16 protein-coding genes are annotated in these 20,970 nt (G+C 43.8%); 1 reads left to right on the top strand and 15 read right to left on the bottom strand.

Features of this window, described 5'->3' with window-relative positions; genetic code table 11:
- Positions 1-6: 6 nt before the first annotated feature.
- The 3 genes from BLV86_RS14020 to BLV86_RS14010 form a co-directional block, all read right to left on the bottom strand.
- Positions 7-945 (bottom strand): efflux RND transporter periplasmic adaptor subunit, encoded by a 939-nt coding sequence (locus BLV86_RS14020; protein ID WP_090818712.1) that lies wholly within the window; start codon positions 943-945, stop codon positions 7-9.
- Between the two features lie 112 nt (positions 946-1,057).
- Positions 1,058-2,296 carry a hypothetical protein gene (locus BLV86_RS14015; RefSeq protein WP_090818709.1) on the bottom strand — a complete coding sequence of 413 codons (1,239 nt, stop codon included), beginning with the start codon at positions 2,294-2,296 and terminating at the stop codon, positions 1,058-1,060.
- 189 nt (positions 2,297-2,485) lie between these two features.
- Positions 2,486-3,928, bottom strand: coding sequence for an alanine/glycine:cation symporter family protein (locus BLV86_RS14010; RefSeq protein ID WP_044917080.1), 1,443 nt, complete (start codon positions 3,926-3,928; stop codon positions 2,486-2,488).
- A 177-nt stretch (positions 3,929-4,105) separates the two neighbouring features.
- On the opposite strand from BLV86_RS14010, the gene BLV86_RS14005 reads away from it, so the two are divergent.
- Complete coding sequence (locus BLV86_RS14005) at positions 4,106-4,915, top strand: PspC-like choline-binding domain-containing protein (protein WP_090818706.1); 810 nt, start codon at positions 4,106-4,108, stop codon at positions 4,913-4,915.
- A gap of 193 nt (positions 4,916-5,108) precedes the next feature.
- On the opposite strand, the gene BLV86_RS14000 is transcribed toward BLV86_RS14005, so the two are convergent.
- From BLV86_RS14000 to BLV86_RS13945, 12 genes are all read right to left on the bottom strand, one after another.
- Positions 5,109-6,086, bottom strand: coding sequence for a LacI family DNA-binding transcriptional regulator (locus BLV86_RS14000; protein ID WP_090818703.1), 978 nt, complete (start codon positions 6,084-6,086; stop codon positions 5,109-5,111).
- Positions 6,087-6,174: 88 nt separating this feature from the next.
- Positions 6,175-7,182 (bottom strand): D-ribose ABC transporter substrate-binding protein, encoded by a 1,008-nt coding sequence (locus tag BLV86_RS13995; RefSeq protein ID WP_090818701.1) that lies wholly within the window; start codon positions 7,180-7,182, stop codon positions 6,175-6,177.
- Between the two features lie 49 nt (positions 7,183-7,231).
- Positions 7,232-8,167, bottom strand: coding sequence for an ABC transporter permease (locus BLV86_RS13990; RefSeq protein WP_031554147.1), 936 nt, complete (start codon positions 8,165-8,167; stop codon positions 7,232-7,234).
- Positions 8,157-9,650 carry a sugar ABC transporter ATP-binding protein gene (locus BLV86_RS13985; RefSeq protein ID WP_090818698.1) on the bottom strand — a complete coding sequence of 498 codons (1,494 nt, stop codon included), beginning with the start codon at positions 9,648-9,650 and terminating at the stop codon, positions 8,157-8,159. Before BLV86_RS13985 ends, BLV86_RS13990 begins: the two co-directional genes overlap by 11 nt.
- 15 nt (positions 9,651-9,665) lie before the next feature.
- Complete coding sequence (rbsD, locus tag BLV86_RS13980) at positions 9,666-10,082, bottom strand: D-ribose pyranase (RefSeq protein ID WP_090818694.1); 417 nt, start codon at positions 10,080-10,082, stop codon at positions 9,666-9,668.
- 1 nt (position 10,083) lies between these two features.
- The gene (gene rbsK, locus BLV86_RS13975) at positions 10,084-10,971 is read right to left on the bottom strand and encodes a ribokinase (RefSeq protein ID WP_090818691.1); all 888 of its coding nucleotides are present in this window, start codon (positions 10,969-10,971) and stop codon (positions 10,084-10,086) included.
- Positions 10,972-11,269: 298 nt separating this feature from the next.
- A complete protein-coding gene (locus BLV86_RS13970; RefSeq protein ID WP_031554157.1) occupies positions 11,270-11,713 on the bottom strand; it encodes a hypothetical protein in 444 nt (147 codons plus the stop codon).
- A gap of 2 nt (positions 11,714-11,715) precedes the next feature.
- On the bottom strand, positions 11,716-14,919 hold the full coding sequence (locus BLV86_RS13965) for a glycoside hydrolase family 3 C-terminal domain-containing protein (RefSeq protein WP_090818688.1): 3,204 nt from the start codon (positions 14,917-14,919) through the stop codon (positions 11,716-11,718).
- A 14-nt stretch (positions 14,920-14,933) separates the two neighbouring features.
- Positions 14,934-16,463, bottom strand: a complete 1,530-nt coding sequence (locus BLV86_RS13960) for an MFS transporter (protein WP_090818685.1) — start codon at positions 16,461-16,463, stop codon at positions 14,934-14,936.
- Positions 16,464-16,497: 34 nt separating this feature from the next.
- Positions 16,498-18,495 carry a glycoside hydrolase family 2 protein gene (locus BLV86_RS13955; RefSeq protein WP_090818682.1) on the bottom strand — a complete coding sequence of 666 codons (1,998 nt, stop codon included), beginning with the start codon at positions 18,493-18,495 and terminating at the stop codon, positions 16,498-16,500.
- 203 nt (positions 18,496-18,698) lie between these two features.
- Entirely contained in the window at positions 18,699-19,991 is a 1,293-nt protein-coding gene (locus BLV86_RS13950; RefSeq protein WP_175456568.1) for an ATP-binding protein, read from the bottom strand.
- A gap of 87 nt (positions 19,992-20,078) precedes the next feature.
- Positions 20,079-20,789 (bottom strand): LytR/AlgR family response regulator transcription factor, encoded by a 711-nt coding sequence (locus BLV86_RS13945; RefSeq protein WP_090818676.1) that lies wholly within the window; start codon positions 20,787-20,789, stop codon positions 20,079-20,081.
- Between the last annotated feature and the right edge of the window lie 181 nt (positions 20,790-20,970).

The raw sequence follows: 20,970 nt of genomic DNA, 5'->3' as shown, positions 1-20,970 counted from the left end.
ACATGGCTACCCGGCCACACTCAAGCTTTCTGCTTCACTAAGCGTCTCTTCATTACTTTTATCGTCATTATAACCGAATCTGACTTCAGCGGTTTGATCATCCTTTAGTTCTCCGGGATCGTAGATGATCGCTCTGACCCTGTGAAGATTTGATGCATCCCCTGTACGATCTATTTCAATGACATTGCCTCTGTGTTCCACTTCATCGGCAGTCACAGTCACCTGTTCCCCGAGAAAAATATCAAAAATCATGTGCTCCTTCACCGAGAACTCTATATATTTTATATCGGTTTCAGTAATCTCGCAAAGCATTGATCCAGCGGAAATATCTTCTTTTTGTTTAAGATTAAGATTGACGATGACCCCATCAGCCGGAGCTGTAATAAAACTGTTAACTACAGATATATCATATTTTATCTTTGCCGTATCTGAATTCTTTATAATCTCCGAAAGTTCCTCCGTCCGGAGATTCAATTCTTCCGCCTGTTCCTTATAAGCTTCCGGTTCCACTTCTCCCTTATTGTACAAAGGAGTGATCCTCTTAAGTTCATCCGCTGCCTCAAGGGCTTTTTCTTTAGCCGGTTCGATCAGTCCGACAGCTTCATCCCAGGCTTTCTTTAACTTCTTGGCCTCATCTCTGTTATCGATAAGGAGTATGGGCTCACCTCTTTTTACTTCATCTCCCGACTTTACATAAAGTCCATAAACCCGGCCGTTAACCCGGGATATGAAGTCAAAACTATCCATAGTTCCGATGATTCCGTTATAGGTATCCACCTGAACCTCTGCCGCTGCCTCTGTTTCGATATCTTCAGCAAACCTGCTGTGGGCAGCAATGGCTATTTCTTTGGCATTTAAACCTTTTTTATACACAATATATGAACAAAGGCATATCACTATCAAAATGATCCAAAGCCCTTTTATGACCTTGTCTTTCATCTTCATAATGTGAACCCCTCCTGCCAAAAATTAACTTACATCATTTCTTTACCTATAAGGATACAATATATCTCCTCTCAATTCAAAATGAATGGTTCAAACGAAGACTTTTCCTGTCTCAATGAAGCTGCACACTGCTGTCCTGCGAAACGGAGGTGATGTGATTCTCCGATTTAAGCATTGCCATCAGGAAATCCATCTGATCCTGATTGGAGGCACTGTCACAGGAAAATGCATACATATCAAAGTTCTGATAATCATAGATCAGCCTGAGATCGTATTTTGAGGACAGACCTCCAAGCTCGGCGGGATCCAGTTTTTCATCCACCGAAACGATGACCACATTCGTAAATGTATCCGTACCGGTGTTTGCATATGTATTGGTAAAGGTATCGGTATAAGTATCTCCGACGGTTGGACCAAATTCAGTTGCAGTAGTCTCTGAATAATCACCAAGTGTCGGATAATTCACCGTAGGCTCTGTCTCATCCTCATAGGTTTCTTCTTCGTAGGTCTCTTCTTCATGCGTCTCTTCAACTGTTTCTGTCACTACTACAACGGGATTGTTTACGTTTGTATTCCTGGTGTCTCTTTGTTTTTCGGACTTTCCGGTTATTTTGTCTTCATCGGCTCCGGTAGTGATGGCTTCACTGCTTTCATCAGTCTTCCTCAAAATAACATTACCATCGGCGTCAGTCTCCGTCGGTAGAACATTGCCATCAGCATCAGTTTCCGGGGAAGTATTGCTGCCATCGGAGGCTGTACTCTCATCTGTTTTACTGCTTTCTTCTGTTTCAGGCACAGCTTCCGGCAATACACCGGTTATTCCCTGACGTACTATCGCCCACTTATCCTTCATTTGGTCATCATAGGAAATCTCTTTCCCGATTTCCAGATCGCCGGCATCCTCAAGCATTCCGCTTATTGAGAAAAAATCGTTGAGAATGGTATCTGTATAGTAATCGATTCCTCCCCAGGTCTTCAAAAAATCTTTCTGGTCATCCGCACTTAATGAATCATAAAACTCTTGTACAACAGGAGTAACGATGTTCAATGAATAATCACCGTCTCTTGTTAATTTAAGAAGCTGAACCGATTGGTGTAAAGTTTTAAGAGAAGCTCCCGAAGCACCTTCTATACCGAGACATCGTTCAAGTCTCTTTCTGAGAGCATTTTTAAGCGCCTCTTCCCCTATCAGCGCTTCATTTTCTTCTTCATCTGCAGCCTCAGTCTCGACTTTTGCAATGACTTCCTTCTGCTTTTTTGATGAGGTTTTAGTTTTTTTGTTCGAGCCGCAGGCGCTGAGCAAAATCATAGAAAATATGAGAACTATGAATACTGATTTTTTAATCTTCATAATGCATCCCCCGGAAAAACTTTTCGATGTCTGAAACATGATCAGGCAGTCGACCGGACATAAATCCGTATATCACTTACTTCGGCTAAAAAAACAGCATTAATAAATAAAATCAAGCGTGGCAGGCGGAATTCTTTCCACCTGCCACGCAGTAAAGTTGTTTAAAATGTTTAAACCGGAAATCTTTTGTTACTTTATCGCTTGAAAATGCTCTTTGGTGAGAGAAATAACCTTTGGAGACATTATCAGAATCGCAATAAGGTTTGGTACCGCCATAAGTCCGTTGGTGGTGTCTGCAATCTCCCATACAAGGCTAAGCTGAACTGTGGAGCCCACAACTATGAATATAACATAAATTGCCTGGTATACGATGATGGCCTTTGTACCGAATAAGAACTCAAGGCATCTTGAACCGTAAAGGCTCCAGGAGAGTAAGGTTGAAAATGCAAAAAGAGTGATGCAGGAGGCAATAATGATAGATGCCCATTTATCACCAAATGTTGTACTGAAGGCCATGATGGTCAGATCTGTACCGGCGGACTTACCGTAAAAGTTGTCTGCACATCCGGAGATAAGGATGGCAACCGCTGTAAGTGTACAGATAACAATGGTGTCCATGAATACTTCAAATATACCGTAAATAGCCTGATGAACCGGATGGTCAACGTCGGAAGCCGCATGTGCTATAGCCGCTGTACCGAGACCTGCCTCGTTGGAGAAAATGCCTCGTCCGAAGCCTGCCTTTGCTGCCTGCTGGATAGTAACCCCCAGGAGACCTCCGCTTATAGCTGATGGAGAAAATGCGCCTGTAACTATCTTTGAAAAAACTTCACCCAGACTTCCGATATGAGTGATAACAACGATTACGGAAACGATGATGTAAACCAAAGCCATGATGGGAACAAGCTTTTCAGTAACATTACCTATTCTCTTCATACCACCGAAGAGAACCAGAACTGTAAGGATCGCTCCGGTTATTCCGATGATCATGTAGATCCTCTGCAGGTTATCACCTGAGATTTCAGGATCAAAGGACTTGAATACAGATCCTATGGAAGTTGCGATGGTATTGATCTGAGTCATATTACCGATTCCCAGGGAAGCTATGGCTCCGAAAGCGGAGAACAGGATGCCTAACCACTTCCACTTTTCTCCGAGACCGTTCTTTATATAATACATAGGACCGCCTACATAATCTCCTGCTTCGTTCTTCTCACGATAATGAACAGAAAGAACTATCTCGGCATATTTTGTACACATTCCGAAAATCGCTGCTACCCACATCCAGAATATAGCTCCGGGACCGCCCATGGCTATGGCGCCCGCAACACCTGCGATATTTCCGGTACCCACCGTTCCCGCAAGAGCCGTTGTCAGAGCCTGGATGGGAGTAAGTGTACCACTCTCACTGGACCTCTTTTCAAAAAGTCTTCCGAGAGTGTTTTTCATTACATATCCAAATTTTGTAAACTGAATGAATCCCAGTCTGACCGTGAAATATATTCCGGTACCTACCAAAAGGATAAGGGTTGGCACTCCCCAGACTATACTATTTAGCTCACTTGAAATTTTACTTATAAGTTCCACTTTCACACACCTCTGCTTTAAAGTACTAAGGCATAAGTTTACCATAATTTGAGGCATAAACCTAGTGTCTGTACAAATCTTATTAAATAACGGATTTTTAGCTATATTTAGTTCGAATTTTTGGTATAATAAGAATATATTTTTTATTAGTGTATGTTTAGTGGAATATTCTGCCGAACAACGATCGTGATATGTGAGAATTTTTCAAAAAGGAGGTTACTGATGAAGTTAAAAAAGACATTGATGACACTTGGGCTGACAGGATTACTCGTGATCATGTTCAGTCTGACTTCTTTAGCCCGCTCCGGAGATTGGATACAGGGTGATTACGGATGGTGGTACGGATTTTCGGACGGATCCTATCTGGCAAACGGAATGTATGAAATTGACGATGAGTTGTACGCATTTGACAGTCATGGATGGATGAAATCCAATGAATGGTACAATAACGGTTGGAACTGGTATTACCTCACAAACAGCGGTGCCGCAGCTAAAAATCAATGGGTAGGAGACTACTACCTTGGTTCCGACGGCACAATGCTCACCAGCACCTGGACACCGGATGGATATTATGTTGATGAAAATGGAGAATACGATCCTTCTAAGGGTAAGCAGGGCAATTACAATGATTCCGGCGAGTATTATACCATCGACGGAAACTGGGATAACCGGGATCAGTCAGGTTACAGCAAAGATAAAAGAGTAGATCTTTGGGTTGAAGTTGATCCGGGTGATGCTTATATCGGTTCCATGGATTTTGGTCTGTACATGAGTTCCGGAACACCATACAGTCTCTATGATTCAGCTAATCCTAACGGTGATTCACTTAAGATCGGTTCCGCCGACGGTTATAAGTGGGGCTGCAGAAGTACCATCTCCGATAAATGGTATGATATGACCTATAACGGAAAGGATACTATAACGCTTGAATGGAGAACCTCAGGTTGGACTTCCTCAGGAAAGCTCATATTTAAGAGACGCTCCGGCGGAAGACTCCTTTACACAGGTAATGGCACCGGAGCTGTAGGCTGATGGGTAGAAACATACCTGAATTATAATCTGCGCATTTTACAGCAATACATGAGACTTCCAAATCCGCCGGGAACGGTTCCGTCCCCGGCGGATTTTCGTTAAAACTATGAAAGGCATCTAATCTGATTTTAGATTAGATGCCTCTTTTTTCACATTTTTCAGGAATCGTATGAAGTCGATCCCACTACTATATTTATTTTGTGGTTTCCCTTTTCACCAGTTCCACTCCCAGGATACAGGCCTCATCATAGGGCTCTCCTTCCGCGTAATTACAGATTATATCTACTGCCAGCTCTCCCATTTTTCCAATGGGCTGCCTTATGGTGGTAAGCTCCGGTGTCATCAGGGAACTGAACCTGATATCATCAAAGCCCACAAGCTTCACATCCTTAGGAACCTTGATCTTATGGTTCTTCAGAACTTTATAGGTAGATATAGCCACTATATCATTGGCGGCGAATATTCCGTCTGCCTCAGGATACTTTTCCATCAGGAGCTCTGCTGATTTCAAACCCGCTTCGAAGGTATAAGCCGTATCGATATACATCTCCTCCAGCCCATACTTTCTGCAGACATCCTGATAACCTTTAAATCTTAGCCTGCCACTGGCATATTCCTGCGGTCCCCGGAGACACACAATCTTACGGCAGCCACATTCATATAAATGCTCCGTTGCCAGAACACCACCGGTATAATGATCGGATTCAATGTAGGCGATTTCGCCTCCATCTGTCATATGACGATCCACAACCACCACCGGAAGATCTGTTTCTTTTATCATCTTTCCGGTATGCTCTCCGTTTGTGATAAGGATGATGCCATCCGCTTTCATGCGACTCAGCATCCTGATATTGCTTAGCTCTTTGTCGCTGTTGTTACCTGAGCTGCAAAGCACAATTTGATAACCGCGTTTAAATGCTTCTTCCTCTATCTTTCGGGCAAGCTCACTGAAGAAAGGGTTATCGATGTTGGGAACTATAAGTCCCACAAGCCGTGAGGAATTCTTGAACAGGGCCCTGGCCAGCTGGTTTGGCTGAAAACCTGTTTTTTCAATAGCTTCCAGAACCCGGTTCTTTTTATCATCATCAACATTTGCAGTTCCATTCATTACCCTGGAAACTGTGGCAGGAGAAACTCCTGCCAGCTTTGCAACCTCACGTATCGTAGCCATCTTGTCCTTCTCCGTTTGTCTTCATGTGCGTGTCAAAAGCTGACACCGAATCATTTTGTGCTACTCTCTCCACGATTCTATCACATTTTTATGCGTTTTCCTTAGTAACAAGCATAACTTCTACAGGCATTGACTTCTCAACTGTCTCACCGTTCATAAGCTTCTGAGCTGTCTCAACAGCTGTTGCACCCATAAGGTCAGGCTTCTGAGCAACTGTGCAAGCCATTGTTCCTTCCTTAACTGCTGCGATAGCATCATCTGTAGCATCGAAACCTGCAATTACGATATCCTTGCCGCTGACAGCCTCAACTGCACCGAGAGCCATCTCGTCATTGTGAGCGAATACAGCCTGAACATCAGCATTAGCCTGAAGGATATTCTCCATAACTGACATACCCTCAGCTCTGTTGAAGTTTGCTGTCTGGCTTGCTACAACGTCAAGCTTCTCATCAGCTACCTTGTGGAAACCCTCACCTCTGTCGATAGTAGCAGAAGCACCGTTTACACCCTGAAGCTCAGCAACCTTTGCGCCTTCACCAACGAGCTCTACGATATAGTCAGCTGCCATCTGAGCACCTGCTACGTTATCTGATGCGATAGAACAATCAACGTCAACGCCATTTACCATTCTGTCTACTGCAACAACCTTGATATCCTTTGCGATAGCATCCTCAACTGAAGGTGCAACTGCATCAGAATCAACAGGGTTAACGATAAGAACTGAAATATTCTTTGAGATGAGATCTTCGATATCACTTGCCTGCTTAGCAGAATCATCACCTGCATCAACAACGATAAGCTCCATTCCAAGCTCGTCAGCCTTAGCCTGAGCACCTTCCTGTAAGGTTACGAAGAAAGGATTGTTAAGGGTTGAAAGTGATAAACCTATTGTGCCAGAACCTTCTGCTGTTGCCTCTGCCTTTGCAGCTTCTGTCTCTGCCTTTGCGGCCTCAGTTCCGGCCTCTGCCTTTGCAGCTTCTGTTGCTGCAGGCTCTGCCTTCTTCTCTCCGTCAACTGATACTGCTGAACCACAGCCTACAACTGACATAGCCATAATACCCGCTACTGCTACTGTGAATAAATTTTTAAGCTTCATTTTTTCTCCTCCGTTATTGCTTAAATGTTTATTTTATTCTCAATTCCCATCAACGCTTTCTGTCTGAAAGTACCGCAATGAGAATGACAATTCCCTTTACAACTGACTGATAATATGAAGAAACTCCCATGATATTGAGACCATTGTTAAGTACCGCAATGATGAGTACACCTACGAAGGTTCCCCAGATTCTTCCACGTCCACCGTTCATACTTGTTCCGCCGAGGGCAACCGATGCGATGGCGTCAAGCTCGTAACCGTTACCAAGTGTAGGCTGTGCAGATGCAAGTCTTGATAAAAGAATGAGACCTGAAAGTGCTGCCATACCGCCTGAGATTGCATAGGTGATAAGCTTTGTCTTGTTAATGTTTACGCCGGAAAGCTTTGCTGACTCAGCATTACTACCTGTGGCATATACTCTTCTTCCGAATACTGTCTTCTGAAGCACAAAGAAGAAAAGCAGAAATACAAGTACGAATAAGATAACCGGGAATGGGATTCCGAAAAGACTTCCCTTACCAACGAACTTAAGAAGGAAACTGCTTCCAAGTCCTGAGATCGGCTTTCCGTCCATGAAGATCATAGTGATACCTCTGTACACTGTCATGGTGATAAGTGTAGCGATGAAGGGCTGTAATCTTCCCTTTGTAACCAGTGTTCCGCTGACAAGTCCGCAGCCTACACCGATAAGCAGTGCAAGTATCATGGCTATTCCAACCGGCATTCCGCCCTTGATAAAGGAAGCGCAAAATGCTGTTGCCAGAGCAAGAGTTGAACCTACCGAAAGATCGATTCCGCCGGTAAGGATAACACATGTCATACCGAAGGCTATGAATCCGTTAATGGATGACTGACGAACAAGAGATAAGAAGTTATCTATAGTTCTGAACTGAGGGCTTATGATACTGATGACCAGCACCAGCGCTATAAGTGCTATAAGTGCTCCCAGATCCTGAATTTTATTCATTAATTTATTACTTTCCATCGTTTTGGCCTCCTGTGGCGAGAATCATGACATTTTCCTGGTTGGCATCCTGCCTGTCTATAAATCCGCCGATTTTTCCTTCTGTAATAACCATTATCCTGTCGGACATTCCCAGAACTTCAGGAAGCTCTGAGGAAACCATAATGATCGCCACTCCCTGTGCGGCAAGGTTATTAATTATAGAGTAGATTTCCTTTTTTGCACCTATATCCACGCCTCTTGTGGGCTCGTCCAGTATAAGTACCTTTGGATCTGTGAATATCCATTTCGCAAATACAACCTTCTGCTGATTACCACCGCTCAGCTTATTGCAATAGTGCTCCGGTCCTGTGCACTTGATATGAAGCTCTTCAATGCCAGCCTTAACCATATCCATTTCGCTCTTCTTATTCAGAACTCCGTTTTTTGAAATCCTGCCGAGATTGGTTATGGCTATATTTTTCATAATGCTTTCTTCAAGCATCAGACCTTCTGTCTTTCTGTCCTCAGTGATGAAACCGATGCCGTTCTTCATAGCCTGCTCCGGATTCTTATTGTGGACCTCTTTTCCTTCCACAAAAATCTGTCCCGTAACATTTGGCATATTTCCGAATATTGACTGCATGATCTCTGTACGTCCGGCACCCATGAGACCCGCAACGCCGAGAACCTCTCCGGCTCTGACCTGAAAACTTATATCAGAGAAAACTCCGGGACAGTTAAGATTTTTAACTTCGAAAGCAATGTCTCCGATCTTCACATCTCTTTCCGGATATCTCTCACCGATTTCACGACCGATCATCATCTTGACAACTTCAGTCATATCGGTCTTGCTGATCTCTCTGGTGCCGATGTACTGACCGTCACGAAGGATGGTGATCCTGTCGCAAAGCTCGAAAATCTCTTCCATTCTGTGAGAGATATAAACGATGGATACGCCCTTTTCCCTAAGGCTTCTCACAACCCCAAAGAGAACCTCTGTCTCCTTCTGTGTAAGTGCTGCCGTAGGCTCATCCATGATGATGACCTTTGCATCCACCATAAGGGCTTTTGCGATTTCGATCATCTGCTGCTGTCCTATGGAAAGTGTATCCATGCTTGCTGCAGGGCTGATATTAACTCCGAGAGTATCAAGTATTTTCTTTACTTCAGCCCTCATTGCCTGCCTGTCGCAAACACCGAACTTCTTAGTGATCTCTTTACCGAGGAACATGTTTTCCTCAACCGTCATATCGAAGAGAACATTCAGCTCCTGATGTATGAAGACGATCCCGGCCTTTTCTGCTTCCTGAGGATTCTTGTAGCAGACTTCCTGACCGTCTACATATATTTCTCCGGCGTCCTTAGTGTAAACACCGGTTAAAATCTTCATTAATGTTGATTTTCCGGCACCGTTTTCGCCCATAAGTGCGTGAATCTCTCCATCGCTCAGCTCGAATCCCGCATCCCTTAAGACCGGATTTCCGCCGAAGGCTTTATTGATGCCACTCATTTTTATATTCATTATCTGCTCCTGTTATCAACCAAATATACAGCCTGACTGAAGGATGATGTTTGCGTAAGGAGTTGTCTCTCCGGTACGAATCACTGCTTTACTGTTATTTGTAAGCTCTTTTAATTTTGTATGGGGAACATATTCGATCTCGATTTTGAAACCCGTTTCATTTTTCTCCAAAAAATTAAGCACTTCCTTGTGCACTTCAGGGTTCATGGTTTTGATCTCTTCTGCAAGGATGACCTTTTCGATCTTCATGTCAGCACCAACCTCATTAAGCACCTCCATAAATCTCGGCATCCCGAACTTTACTGAAAGATCGATCCTCTCAACGCCGTCAGGAATCGGAAGACCGCAGTCTCCGATGCAGATCTGATCTGTATGTCCCATATATGAAAGAACCCGGGATATATCACTGTTTAGTATTCCATTCTTTTTCATCTTAAACCTCCAATTCAGCTTCTACTTCCTTTGCTGTAGGCATCCCACCCTGGGCGCCCATCTTCTCGATGGAAAGACCTGCTGCGGTGTTTGCATAGGTTAATGCTTCCTTCATTGAAGCTTTATCTGCAATCCTTACAGCGAAAGCGCCGTTTAAGGTATCGCCCGCGCCGGTGGTATCAACCACCTTGCTCTTTCTGCAGGGAACACTGAGAATTTCACCTGACTTAAGGCAGGTCACAACGCCCTTGCTCCCCTTTGTAATGATAAGCTTCTCAGGATACTCCTTCAAAAGCTCCTCTTCTGATTTTTCATTCCCAAAGATCAGTACCGCTTCATGTTCGTTAGGGGTAAGGTAGGTTACCTTATCTACTATTTCCTTGGGAACCTCTGCTGCAGGAGCAGGATTAAGTACTGTAGGAATATTCTCTTTTGCACAGATATCTACAACATAATGAACAGCTTCAAGCGGGATCTCATGCTGGAGAACCACCATATCAAATTTCACAAGCTCTTCTCTTATGGAATCAACATAGGCCTTGTCTGCACAGGCGTTTGCCCCGGCCACAACAACTATGGTGTTGTCATTGTCCCCCAACGTGATAAGAGCTATTCCTGTAGGAACTCCTTCAACTGTTTTTATGTTATCTGTATTTACTCCGTTAGACTTGAGGTTTTCGATCAGTTGTCTTCCGTTATCGTCATTACCCACACAGCCAAACATGGAAACCTCTGCGCCAAGTCTTGCCATGGCTACCGCCTGATTGGCACCCTTTCCGCCCGGGATGTAATGAAGCTCCGAACCCTTGAGGGTCTCTCCCTTCAGCGGGATGCGCTCAGCGATAACTGTCTGATCCATGTTAATGCTTCCGACTACAGCTATTTTCAAAACAACACTTCCTTTCTACTTCACTTCGGGAACAGGCAACCGGAAGGTCTTCTTACCTGACCCGGGAGTGCCTGACGGTGTTTTCGTCAGGCAACTCTTTCATAAAAAAATCTTCTCTGAAACGGGTTTCTGAAACGCGTTTCATGTAATAACAATATGCTACCAAGCTATCACTGCCATGTCAATAATATATTGTTGAATTTTATAGTTTTAACATAATAGAGGCGATAGTTTTGTGGATATTTCACAAAACTATCGTCTCTTTATCTCTCATCTATAAACGCATGTTTTTTGCCGTTTATCTTTCTTTAACTGAACGTGTAAATGCTCCGATGATCATCAAAAGCGCCCCTATGATAAAGGCTGCGATTGAAACAACTGTCACATAAAACACTTGCCAGCCTACAGTATTTACCGAGTCGTAGCTAAAGAGTCCGGCGATCAGAAGGATCCTCTCAGAGAGAACCTGTCCGAAAGCTGCTGTAAACAGCGCGATGGAAACACAAACCGCAATAGTACTGCAGATATCGTGGTTTCCGAAGATATTGGGAAGTACTACGGCTGCACAGGCAAGGACTATTCCCAAAACACCCTGCACGATGATAATTCCCAGGTTTCCAAGGGCATAAGTCACAGTCATACTGCTGCATACGCAGGCAGCAATGATACCAACTATTCCAAGGATGGCAGCAATTACATTGAAGTATGCTCCCACGCTCTGTTTTTTCATAAAATCTGACATCTTCAAGCCTCCTTTTCTTTTCTCTTAGAGAGTACGAACAGGATCGCAAATACTGCCGTTAAAAGACCTGTTACAGCGATCGCAGAATGATAAGCTGTTCTCCACCATGTGTTCAGCTTAACAACATGAGTTGTCTCATTATATCTGTTCATAAGGTTACTTGCTGCGATCGCATACAGTACGTTATGTGCTGACTCTTTAACAGCCTGCTGAGCATTGGCATCGCCTGCAAAGACTGCTGCACTGATAGCTGAGCCATCTGCCTGGTTAGCAAATCTTGGGCTGGTAAGAGTTGTATCTGCGTAGAATCCCGACATACCTCTTGTGTCATAGCAGGTTGTTCCCGATGTAAGAACTGATCCGTAAAGATCAAAGTCATCATAGATATCTGTTACTGCATAACCCTTGAATCCCCATTCGTTCTTAAGGATTTCTGTCATCAGACCTTTACTTACAGTACACTCAACCGGACCGATCTTGGAGAAGGAGATCATAAGACCTCTCATTCCGGCATCATTATCCTCTGTATCATACTTGGTTGCTTCAAAAGCGATCTGGTATGCTCTGAGTTCTACTTCTCTTGCACGCTGCTCTGTCATAAACGGAGCAACACCTGCTCTGTTTGTCTCCTGATCATTAAATGCATAATGCTTAGGTGCAGCGATCAGACCATATTCAAGAGCTCCGATAGCAAATTCCATTGCTGTGTATCCTGAAAGGATCGGATCTTCTGAATAGTACTCACCGTTACGTCCGTTGTAAGCATGACGATGTGTATTAAGTCCCGGTCCCCAGAGGATAGGAATACCTGTAAAGAGTGACTCTATACCTATAAACTCACCAAGCTTCTTAGCAAGGTCCGGATTGAAGGAAGCTGCTGTAAGAGGGCTGCTGCCGAATACTTCAGGATGCCAGTTTCCGTTTGGATCTTCCGGACTGATGTTCCATGGGGCTTCTGTATCCTTGGAAGCATTAAGGTTAACCGCGATACCGTTACCAGCATTCTCAGTCATATAAGTTTCTACAGTTCCGATAGATTCGGCACCCGGAATACTTGGGCCGCCAAAGGTTGCAAGGTATTGAGCCTCCTCAAGAGTCATCTCGGAAAGGAGTTCATCCCATTTTGCGTCATCAAAGTCAAGGCCTGCCATCTCATAAAACATGAGATCACTCTTCTTGCCCCATTCGATTCCGGAAGTATCATCATCAATAGCAATTGTATAGTACTTACCATTGAGATAATCGATCATCTCCTGACTTGTAAGAGTCATATCTGAGTATGTCTTGGGATAAGTTCCATTCCAGTCTGCACGGCTTAAGTAAGTAACTTCACCCTCCTGGAAATGATTCCAGTCTGCATAGTCAAGCTGATCAGAAATCTTTGTGCCCGTTTTACTGTAAGCAAAGGCTGTTCTTGAAAGTGTATCCTCTGTTATCTCTGTGCTGAATGCATAGTCAGCATTAGCCTCTCCAACAAGGTTCTCTGCTGCTACGCCCTGTGAAGCCATGATGTTGTTGAGTGCGTCATGAGCACCGTTACCAAATGCAAAGTAATATGTTCCGGGATCCACGATATATGATCCGTAAGTTCCGTCTCCGTTGTCGTAAGAGCTGTCATATGTAGCAATGTACTGAAGATCAACATCTACAGATACAACCTCAGACTCTCCCGGCTGAAGAAGTCCGGTCTTGCCATAGTTAAGAAGAACGATGGCACTCTTTTCGATTCCGCCCCGCTCATAAGGAGCCTGACCATAGATCTGTACGCTCTTTTTACCCGGTACATTTCCTGTATTGGTGACTTTCACATTGAAGGTAGCTGTTGCTGTAGTTACATCATCTTTCTTTGAAACATTAAATACAGGCTCTCCCTCAAATTCCATATCAAAGGTAGTATATGAAAGTCCATATCCAAATCCATAGGCTACTTCTGCATCATAATCCCAGCCTGATCCAGAAGCATAAGTTCCTGCTGTTCCTGTTGCATTTCCCTGTCCAAAAACTGCATCATAGTATCTTGTCTCATAGTAGCGATATCCGACATAGATGCCCTCAGCCTCTATGATGTAATTGCTGCTGTTCTCTCGTGTGATAACATCTGCTGCGTTCTTATATGAGAAGTTACCCATATTCTGCATTGCAGGAGCAGACATGTTGTAGGTAGGGAAGATATCTGCAAGTCCGCCTGAAGGTGATACCTTTCCGCAAAGGATATCCGCTACTCCCAGAAGGCCATAGCTTCCCGGTGCTCCTATCCAGAGGATCGCATCAATTTCAGGATCGTTCTTAAGCTCACCGATCTCTACAGCAGATGCACTGTTCACAAGGATGATGACCTTATCACTGCACTCTTTTGCGAGAGCGATGGCATCCTTCTCGTTGGTTGTAAGAGCAAGAGGCTCTTCTGCACCAAGACCGGCAACTATTCCGCCCGGAAGATAGTCTTCACTCTCGGCGCTTGGTCTTCCGATAACAACGATCGAAGCATCTCCGTATTGAGCAAAACTGTTTTTGAAGTCTGCATTAACGCCTTCAATCTCTTTTACGGAAGGCTCACCCGGATCGTACTCTTCGGAAGGTCCGGCATTTTCTGTGTGAAGATATGTCTCATTGAGCTTTGTGTAGATGGAAGTCATGGTAGGATTAACCTTGTATCCTGCTCCATCAAACTCAAACTCATCTCCGCTCCAGTCTCCTGTTGTGTATCCTCTCTCAACCTGTCCCGTTGCCCAGTTCTGAGAAAGAGATGTTGTGATGTGATGCGCAAAATCTGTTACATTGTTCTGAAGCGCCTCATCAAGATTTATAAATCCGCCAAATGCCTTGACACCAAAGCTTGAACCAAGGATAGGAACCTGGGATCTGATTCCGAACAATGTTACGTTTGCACCTGATGCAAGTGGGAGTACTCCGTTATTCTTAAGAAGTACTGTTCCTTCTGCTGCCTGCTCTCTGTTTAGATCCATCGCAGCCTGGATAAGTGCATGTGAATTACCAGTTCCATCCTCATTTAAAAGTTCAGCAGGTGGTGTGAACTTGTCGTACACTGCATCTTTGTCATCTGTAACCATCATCTCACTCTGGGTACCGAGAGCCGTATCGATAGTTGTTGAAAAAGATTCCAGTGTGTTACCCACTATTACTGAGATTGACAGTAAAAATGACATTAGAGCTGCCAGTCCTCTGAAAATACCTGTCTTTTTCAATTTCTTTCTCCTTATCAATTTATAGTTTTCATAGCCTCTTCCATGCTCATACCATTTGCGATAGCTTCCTTACGCTTCAGGTTGACTTCCTGGATCTGCCGCATCTTTTCCCCCGTAAGAGCGTACCCCTTCATTGCGATCAAGGTTGCTGCCCAAGCCAGCATTGGAACTATGCAAAAAAGTAAGATAACAACCGCATTCATGCCTGATGAATAAGGCGTTTCTGCAGTTGGAAGATTCTGTATTCCGATAATGCTTACAGCTATTCCTACGACTGTCGCGGAAAGTGATGAAACAAGCTTATCTACCAGTGAAAAAAGCGTTCCCATGATTCCCGGGATGTACTTTCCCGATCTGTAAGTTTCATAATCCGAACAGTCTGCCACCATCGGGATCGGCATATCAGCCGTTGAGTAATAAGCTCCATAGCCGATGCCAAAAAGAATGATGAATAAAACGGTATAAAGATTTACCGAAACGCTGCCATCAGATAAAAGTGAAAGATTCCTTGACGGCACGCCCTCTTTCCATAAAAGGAGGAGGACCAATACTCCTACGTAGCACATAAGTGCCACCGATACATACCTTAGAAGTGATGCTTTCTGCCCCTTTTTCTGGCTGGTTCTTACTGTCAAAATAAAGAACGGTACCGAGAACACGTAGCCAACTATCATCATCGGAAGATAGAGACCATCGTAATTCCCCATCATGCAGCCATAGAGCATGCACAAAACAGTGGTGTTGGTTGCTATGGACAAAGCCAGCTTACATCCGGCGCCGGCTATCATAAGTCTCTTCATAGGATCATTGTTCTTAAGGATCTCGACGTATTCCGAAAGTCTGACCTTCTCCTGTTTTGCTCCGCCGATCCCAAAGTATTTTGGCTGATCCTTTTCCCAGATCCCGATGATGGCAAGTGCTGTGAGCACCATCGATACTGTGATCCCGATGGGTGTCAGCACCCTGTAAAAGCTTGCACTTGAATAGTCTGCAACATTGGCTCTTATGATCGGTGCGAGGAACTGCATAACCCCCATTCCTGCGAGAGATCCGACTGTATTAAAGATTGTAAAAAGCGGTCTTTGTGAGGGGTCGGAAGTCAGAACCGTCTGCCCTGCTCTGGTGCAGGAAGTCTGAAATGTATATCCGATAACCCATATGGCATAAAGGGCCACGAAAGCTATATATCTGAACGCCATCATGCTTTCAGGGATATTTGGCGTTATCATATACATCGTTATGATGCTGAGTGCCATTATGATATTTCCGATAACCATAAATGGTCTGAACTTACCGAATTTCCCGTTGGTCCTGTCCATCAGCGCACCGATGATCGGGTCTGTGAAAGCATCAAACACTCTCATTCCCGTAACCATGATCGATGCGAACAAGATCCCAAGGTTCAGAACATTAGAGCCAAAGGTCGCAATGTAGGACAAAACCAGGACATAGTAGACATTGGTAGCTCCATTATTAAGAGGAAAAAGCACCAGCTGATAGGCCTTTGCTTTATTGCCCCTTTCCTGTGTAACAGTATTTCCCATTTTCATACTCCTATTTTCACATTTGTATTCCGGATCAGGTCCAGTTTGCCCCTTTATCTCCCTGATCCTTAAGGCTGTACTCCGGATTCGGAGAAGCAACTCTCACAAATTTTGTGCTGTCTTTGAAGGCTCCGCTTACGGCAGTGATCTCAGTTTCTTTTCCGATCTCACCGAGACTTACTTCAAACTCAAACACATGCTTTCCATGCTTTGTCTCAAGCTTTTTCCCATCTGCAAAAAGAGTTATCTCATTCTGATTGGAATAAACCTTGAGCCTTATCCTGCTCTTTGTTCTTTGTACAAATCTCTTTGAAGCTATATGCACGAAAGGCTCCTCGCTCCACCATGCTTTGTAGAGATAGAAGCTGTCCTTTTTTGTCTTTCTGTCAAAAGTAACCAGCCCCTTATGGTTCATTCCGGGCTCACCGCCCTGATTTCTGGCATCTGCCGCAAAATCAAACATGTTCCAGACATGTGTCGCCCACATAAATGGATTTCTTTCAAAGCACTTCAGCATGTACTCATGGTAGACAGCCTGATATTCCTCAGTGTGGTCACCTCTGTGAGGCTTTTCAGAATGAAGATTCGGCATTCCCTCGCATCCGTATTCTGAGTAGCCAAGGCATCTGTTCGGATAAACCAGATGGAAGAATCTCATCCATAGATCATTTAAGAACAGTCCCGGAACATACCAGCCGAGATACAGATTCCAGCTGACTGTATCTGTGATATGTGCCACCTTATTGAAGGGTCCGCACGCTGCATAGCAGGCAAGTGTTGTAAATCTTGTATCATCCATTTCATGGCACAGATCATTAAGTATTCTGTGGTTTTCCATCATGTCTTTTTTATTTTTTGTTGAGATCGTGATCTCATTGGATATTCCCCAGCAGACGATAGATGGATGATTGTAGTTCTGTATGATAAGTTCCTTCATCTGACTGATGGTGTTATCCCTTCCATCAGGCATGTGCTCGGAGATGTAAGGAATCTCAGCCCAGACTATCATTCCTCTCTCATCACAAAGATCATAGAAATACTGACTGTGCTGATAGTGAGCAAGTCTTATGGTATTGGCACCCATCTCGCAGATAAGGTCCATATCCTCTTTGTGCATTTCATTTGTTATGGCATTTCCAAGGCCTTTTCTGTCCTGATGTCTTGATACACCGTGAAGTGCATAGCTTTTTCCATTCAGGTAGAAACCTGTCTTTGGATGATAATGAAAATCTCTTACGCCAAATTTAGTTTCTATCTCATCTACCGCTTCACCGTCTTTGATCAGGGTGGCCTTCAGATGATAAAGATATGGGTTCTTTATACCTTCCCAGAGATGAACATCATCCATGGTAAATTCATGTTCGAAACAAAAACTGCCATCACCGGAACTCTTGTCCTGCTGACTTCTTCTGTCTTCATGGCGGATCTTAGCTTCATGGATCACATTATCATCAGCATCAAGAACCTCGATATTCACATCAGCATTCTCACTGTTTGCGTACAAAAAAGCCTCAACTATAGCTTTTTTGTAGCCTTCAACAGGCTTTGCCTTGATCCGGATTCCTCTTGTTCCATAATGATCAAGATCAAAATGGCTCTTGCTTACCACCAGCAGATTTACGTCCCTGTAAATTCCTCCATAGAATGTAAAGTCTGCTTTCTGCGGATAGACCCTTGTATTTGGCCTGTTATCCACCAAAACTTTAAGATAATTATCTTTGTCTTTCAGATGATCTGTTATGTCCTTTCTGAAGGTTGAGTATCCCCCTTCGTGGCGGATCACCTCTTCTCCATTCAGGTAAACGGTACTTTCTGAATTAACTCCATCAAACTGTATATGAACACGCTCTTTGTCCTTATCAAAAACAGGCGCGTCAAAGGTCTTTTCATAGGTCGCCAATGCTCTCAGATAATCATTTCCGCCATCCTGACCATCAACTGCATTCCAGGTATGAGGAACGTCAACCTTTTCGTCGTATTTACCTTCTATCTGAAAATGCCAGTCCTTATTAAGGGAAAAAAATCTTCGCATGAAATATCTCCTTATCGTTTTCTGCAGTTTCCTGTCAGCGTCCACATCATAACAATTTCACAACAACCCATTCAACCGAGATGGAATAATCGACACTTTTCACAACATAATTTACATGCCTATGAACTTATTTATGTACAAAAGAAAAAGATGCACAAATATGCATCTTTCTCAAAGGTCTGGTATTAAGTTATATAGGTGTTTTATGTGAGTGGAAGTATGATATTCAGATGAAATACATCGCCTTCTACCTGTGTTTTAAAGGCTCCTCCGAATTTATCGACTATCACTTTTATACTCTTTATCCCAAATCCATGTCCGTTTTCAAGATCCTTACTGACGGGAAGCTTATCTTCAAAAGTGATATCCCCTTCAAAATAATTCCAGACGTGTATGATAACCGAATCGCCAAACTGTTTCAGGCTGACGTCCACAAGTCTTTTCTCCTTGTCTGATACAGTGGCAGCTCCGGCCCTTGCATTGTCTATAGCATTACCAAACAGAAAATACAGGGACATACTGTCAAACTTATCAAGCTTATCAGTAAAGCTTACGCAGTTAAGCCTGACCCCCTGCTGTCTGCAAAGAGCTCCCATATTGCGAAGGAGTACGTCGATCACATCATTGCCGGTTCTTACGATAGGCGCAAAACTTTCTATAGACTCCCTTATAGGTGAAAGATCCGGGATATCAGTCTTTTCTTTACCAGCGAAATGCTCTATATGATTAAGCATGTGCTTAAGATCATGCATCTGGATATTGTTGAACTCAACCATCTCTTTCCACTGCTCGTACTGTTTCTCAGACGCCGACAGAAGTCCCTTTATGACCATCGATTCAGCCTTTTCCTGCTGCCATTTATGCAGATAGAACTGAATAGAAAGAGCAAAGCTGCAGCACAGGATCGCATAAATGCTGCTGGCCACAATGACTTCATTGCTTAAGTCCTTCGCATCGGCCACCAGTCTGTTGACCCCGATACATATGAGTACAACAATGACGGATAAAACATTGAGCCTCATGCTCCCCCTATCCGGAACCTGGGCTCTTGCAGCCATAAAATATACTATGGTATAGACCACCGCCATGGTCAGTACCTCCACTATTATCCTGTAGATCACACTGATCCCCAAAAGAGCACTCATGGAAGGGATCAGACTTATGATCGTCATCAGTTTGAAGGCTATGTGCTGCGTTGCAACTCCGGCTATACAGGAAGATACAATGGAAAAAGAGTTACCTTTGTAGCAAAACAGCATCACCCCTACCGTCAAAGCTATTAAGAAAAAGAAAAACATAAACCTGTATATGGCGATACTTGCCGCAGGGTAAGTAATACTTGAAGCTATGATCCCGGCGATAACGGCAGCTGCCGGAAACCTGACCCAGAAGAGATTTCTCTTTTTATAAGCATGCAAAAATAGAAGTTCCGCGATCAGAACTTCTATGATGTATCCTATTGCTTCGAATTTACTTAGCATTTCCGCATTTAACATGACAGTCTCCATTCCTAAGGCCGGCCACGGCACCGATAGTGATGTAAAGTAATTTCACACATGTTTCTCCGGATGCCGTAACAGATATCATCCAAGATAGGTATTAAGCTGCTCCATAAATGCTTTCTTTTTCGACCTTCCTATCTTGATCCTGTCGGTACCAACTTCTATCTCATCGCCGTACAGCCCTCTTATGTATGAGAGATTGACGAGAGCTGAGGCGCTGCATCTGGCGAAATTTGCACCTGAAAGCTCTTTTTCCCTCTCTCCAAGGCCTCCATAAGAGGTTATGACCTCGCTTGCAGTATGGAACATAAGGTCGTGCCCCATGACTTCAATGTACATGATATCACCTGATGACACGATCCTCGTCCCATTCTTGTCCCTTATCCTGACAGGAATCCCGTCTCTCTGAGACAGCACCCTCATTGCTTTGTCCAGCTTTACGCTGAGATCATTATAATTTATGGGTTTAAGACAGTAATCAAGCGCATCCACGCTGTAGCCTTCAGGAGCGTACTGAGGCATGTTGGTGACAAAGATCAGGAGCACGGTAGGATCCAGTACCCGAAGCTTTTTGGCTGCTTCCATTCCGTTCAGAAAGCCTTCTCCAAGTTCCACGTCCATGAACACAATATCACAGGCTTTCTTGTAATCCTCAAGAAAACTCTCTGCTTTGCTGTATGACCTGATGGAAAAAGCGATTTCTTTTTCCGCACCATATTTATCAAGGCACCGGGCAAGGAACTGCGCATATTCCAGGTCATCTTCTACGATTTCCACTCTGTACTGTTTCATAAATAAAATCCTTTCGGTGAAATCTCCTTGCAAACAATTGACTTTCACTAATAATTATTATATCATATATTTAGTGAAATAACAACGAGGTACATTATGGAACAGATGACAGTCACGGCTAAAATTCAGATATCCGTTAGTGCAGACAATAAGGTTCTACTTGATAAAACCATGTCTGTCT

The organism is Oribacterium sp. KHPX15, assembly GCF_900107835.1.
GTDB lineage: Bacteria > Bacillota > Clostridia > Lachnospirales > Lachnospiraceae > Oribacterium.
Note: the sequence above shows the minus strand (reverse complement) of the source record. Positions and strands in the feature narration are given on the sequence as shown.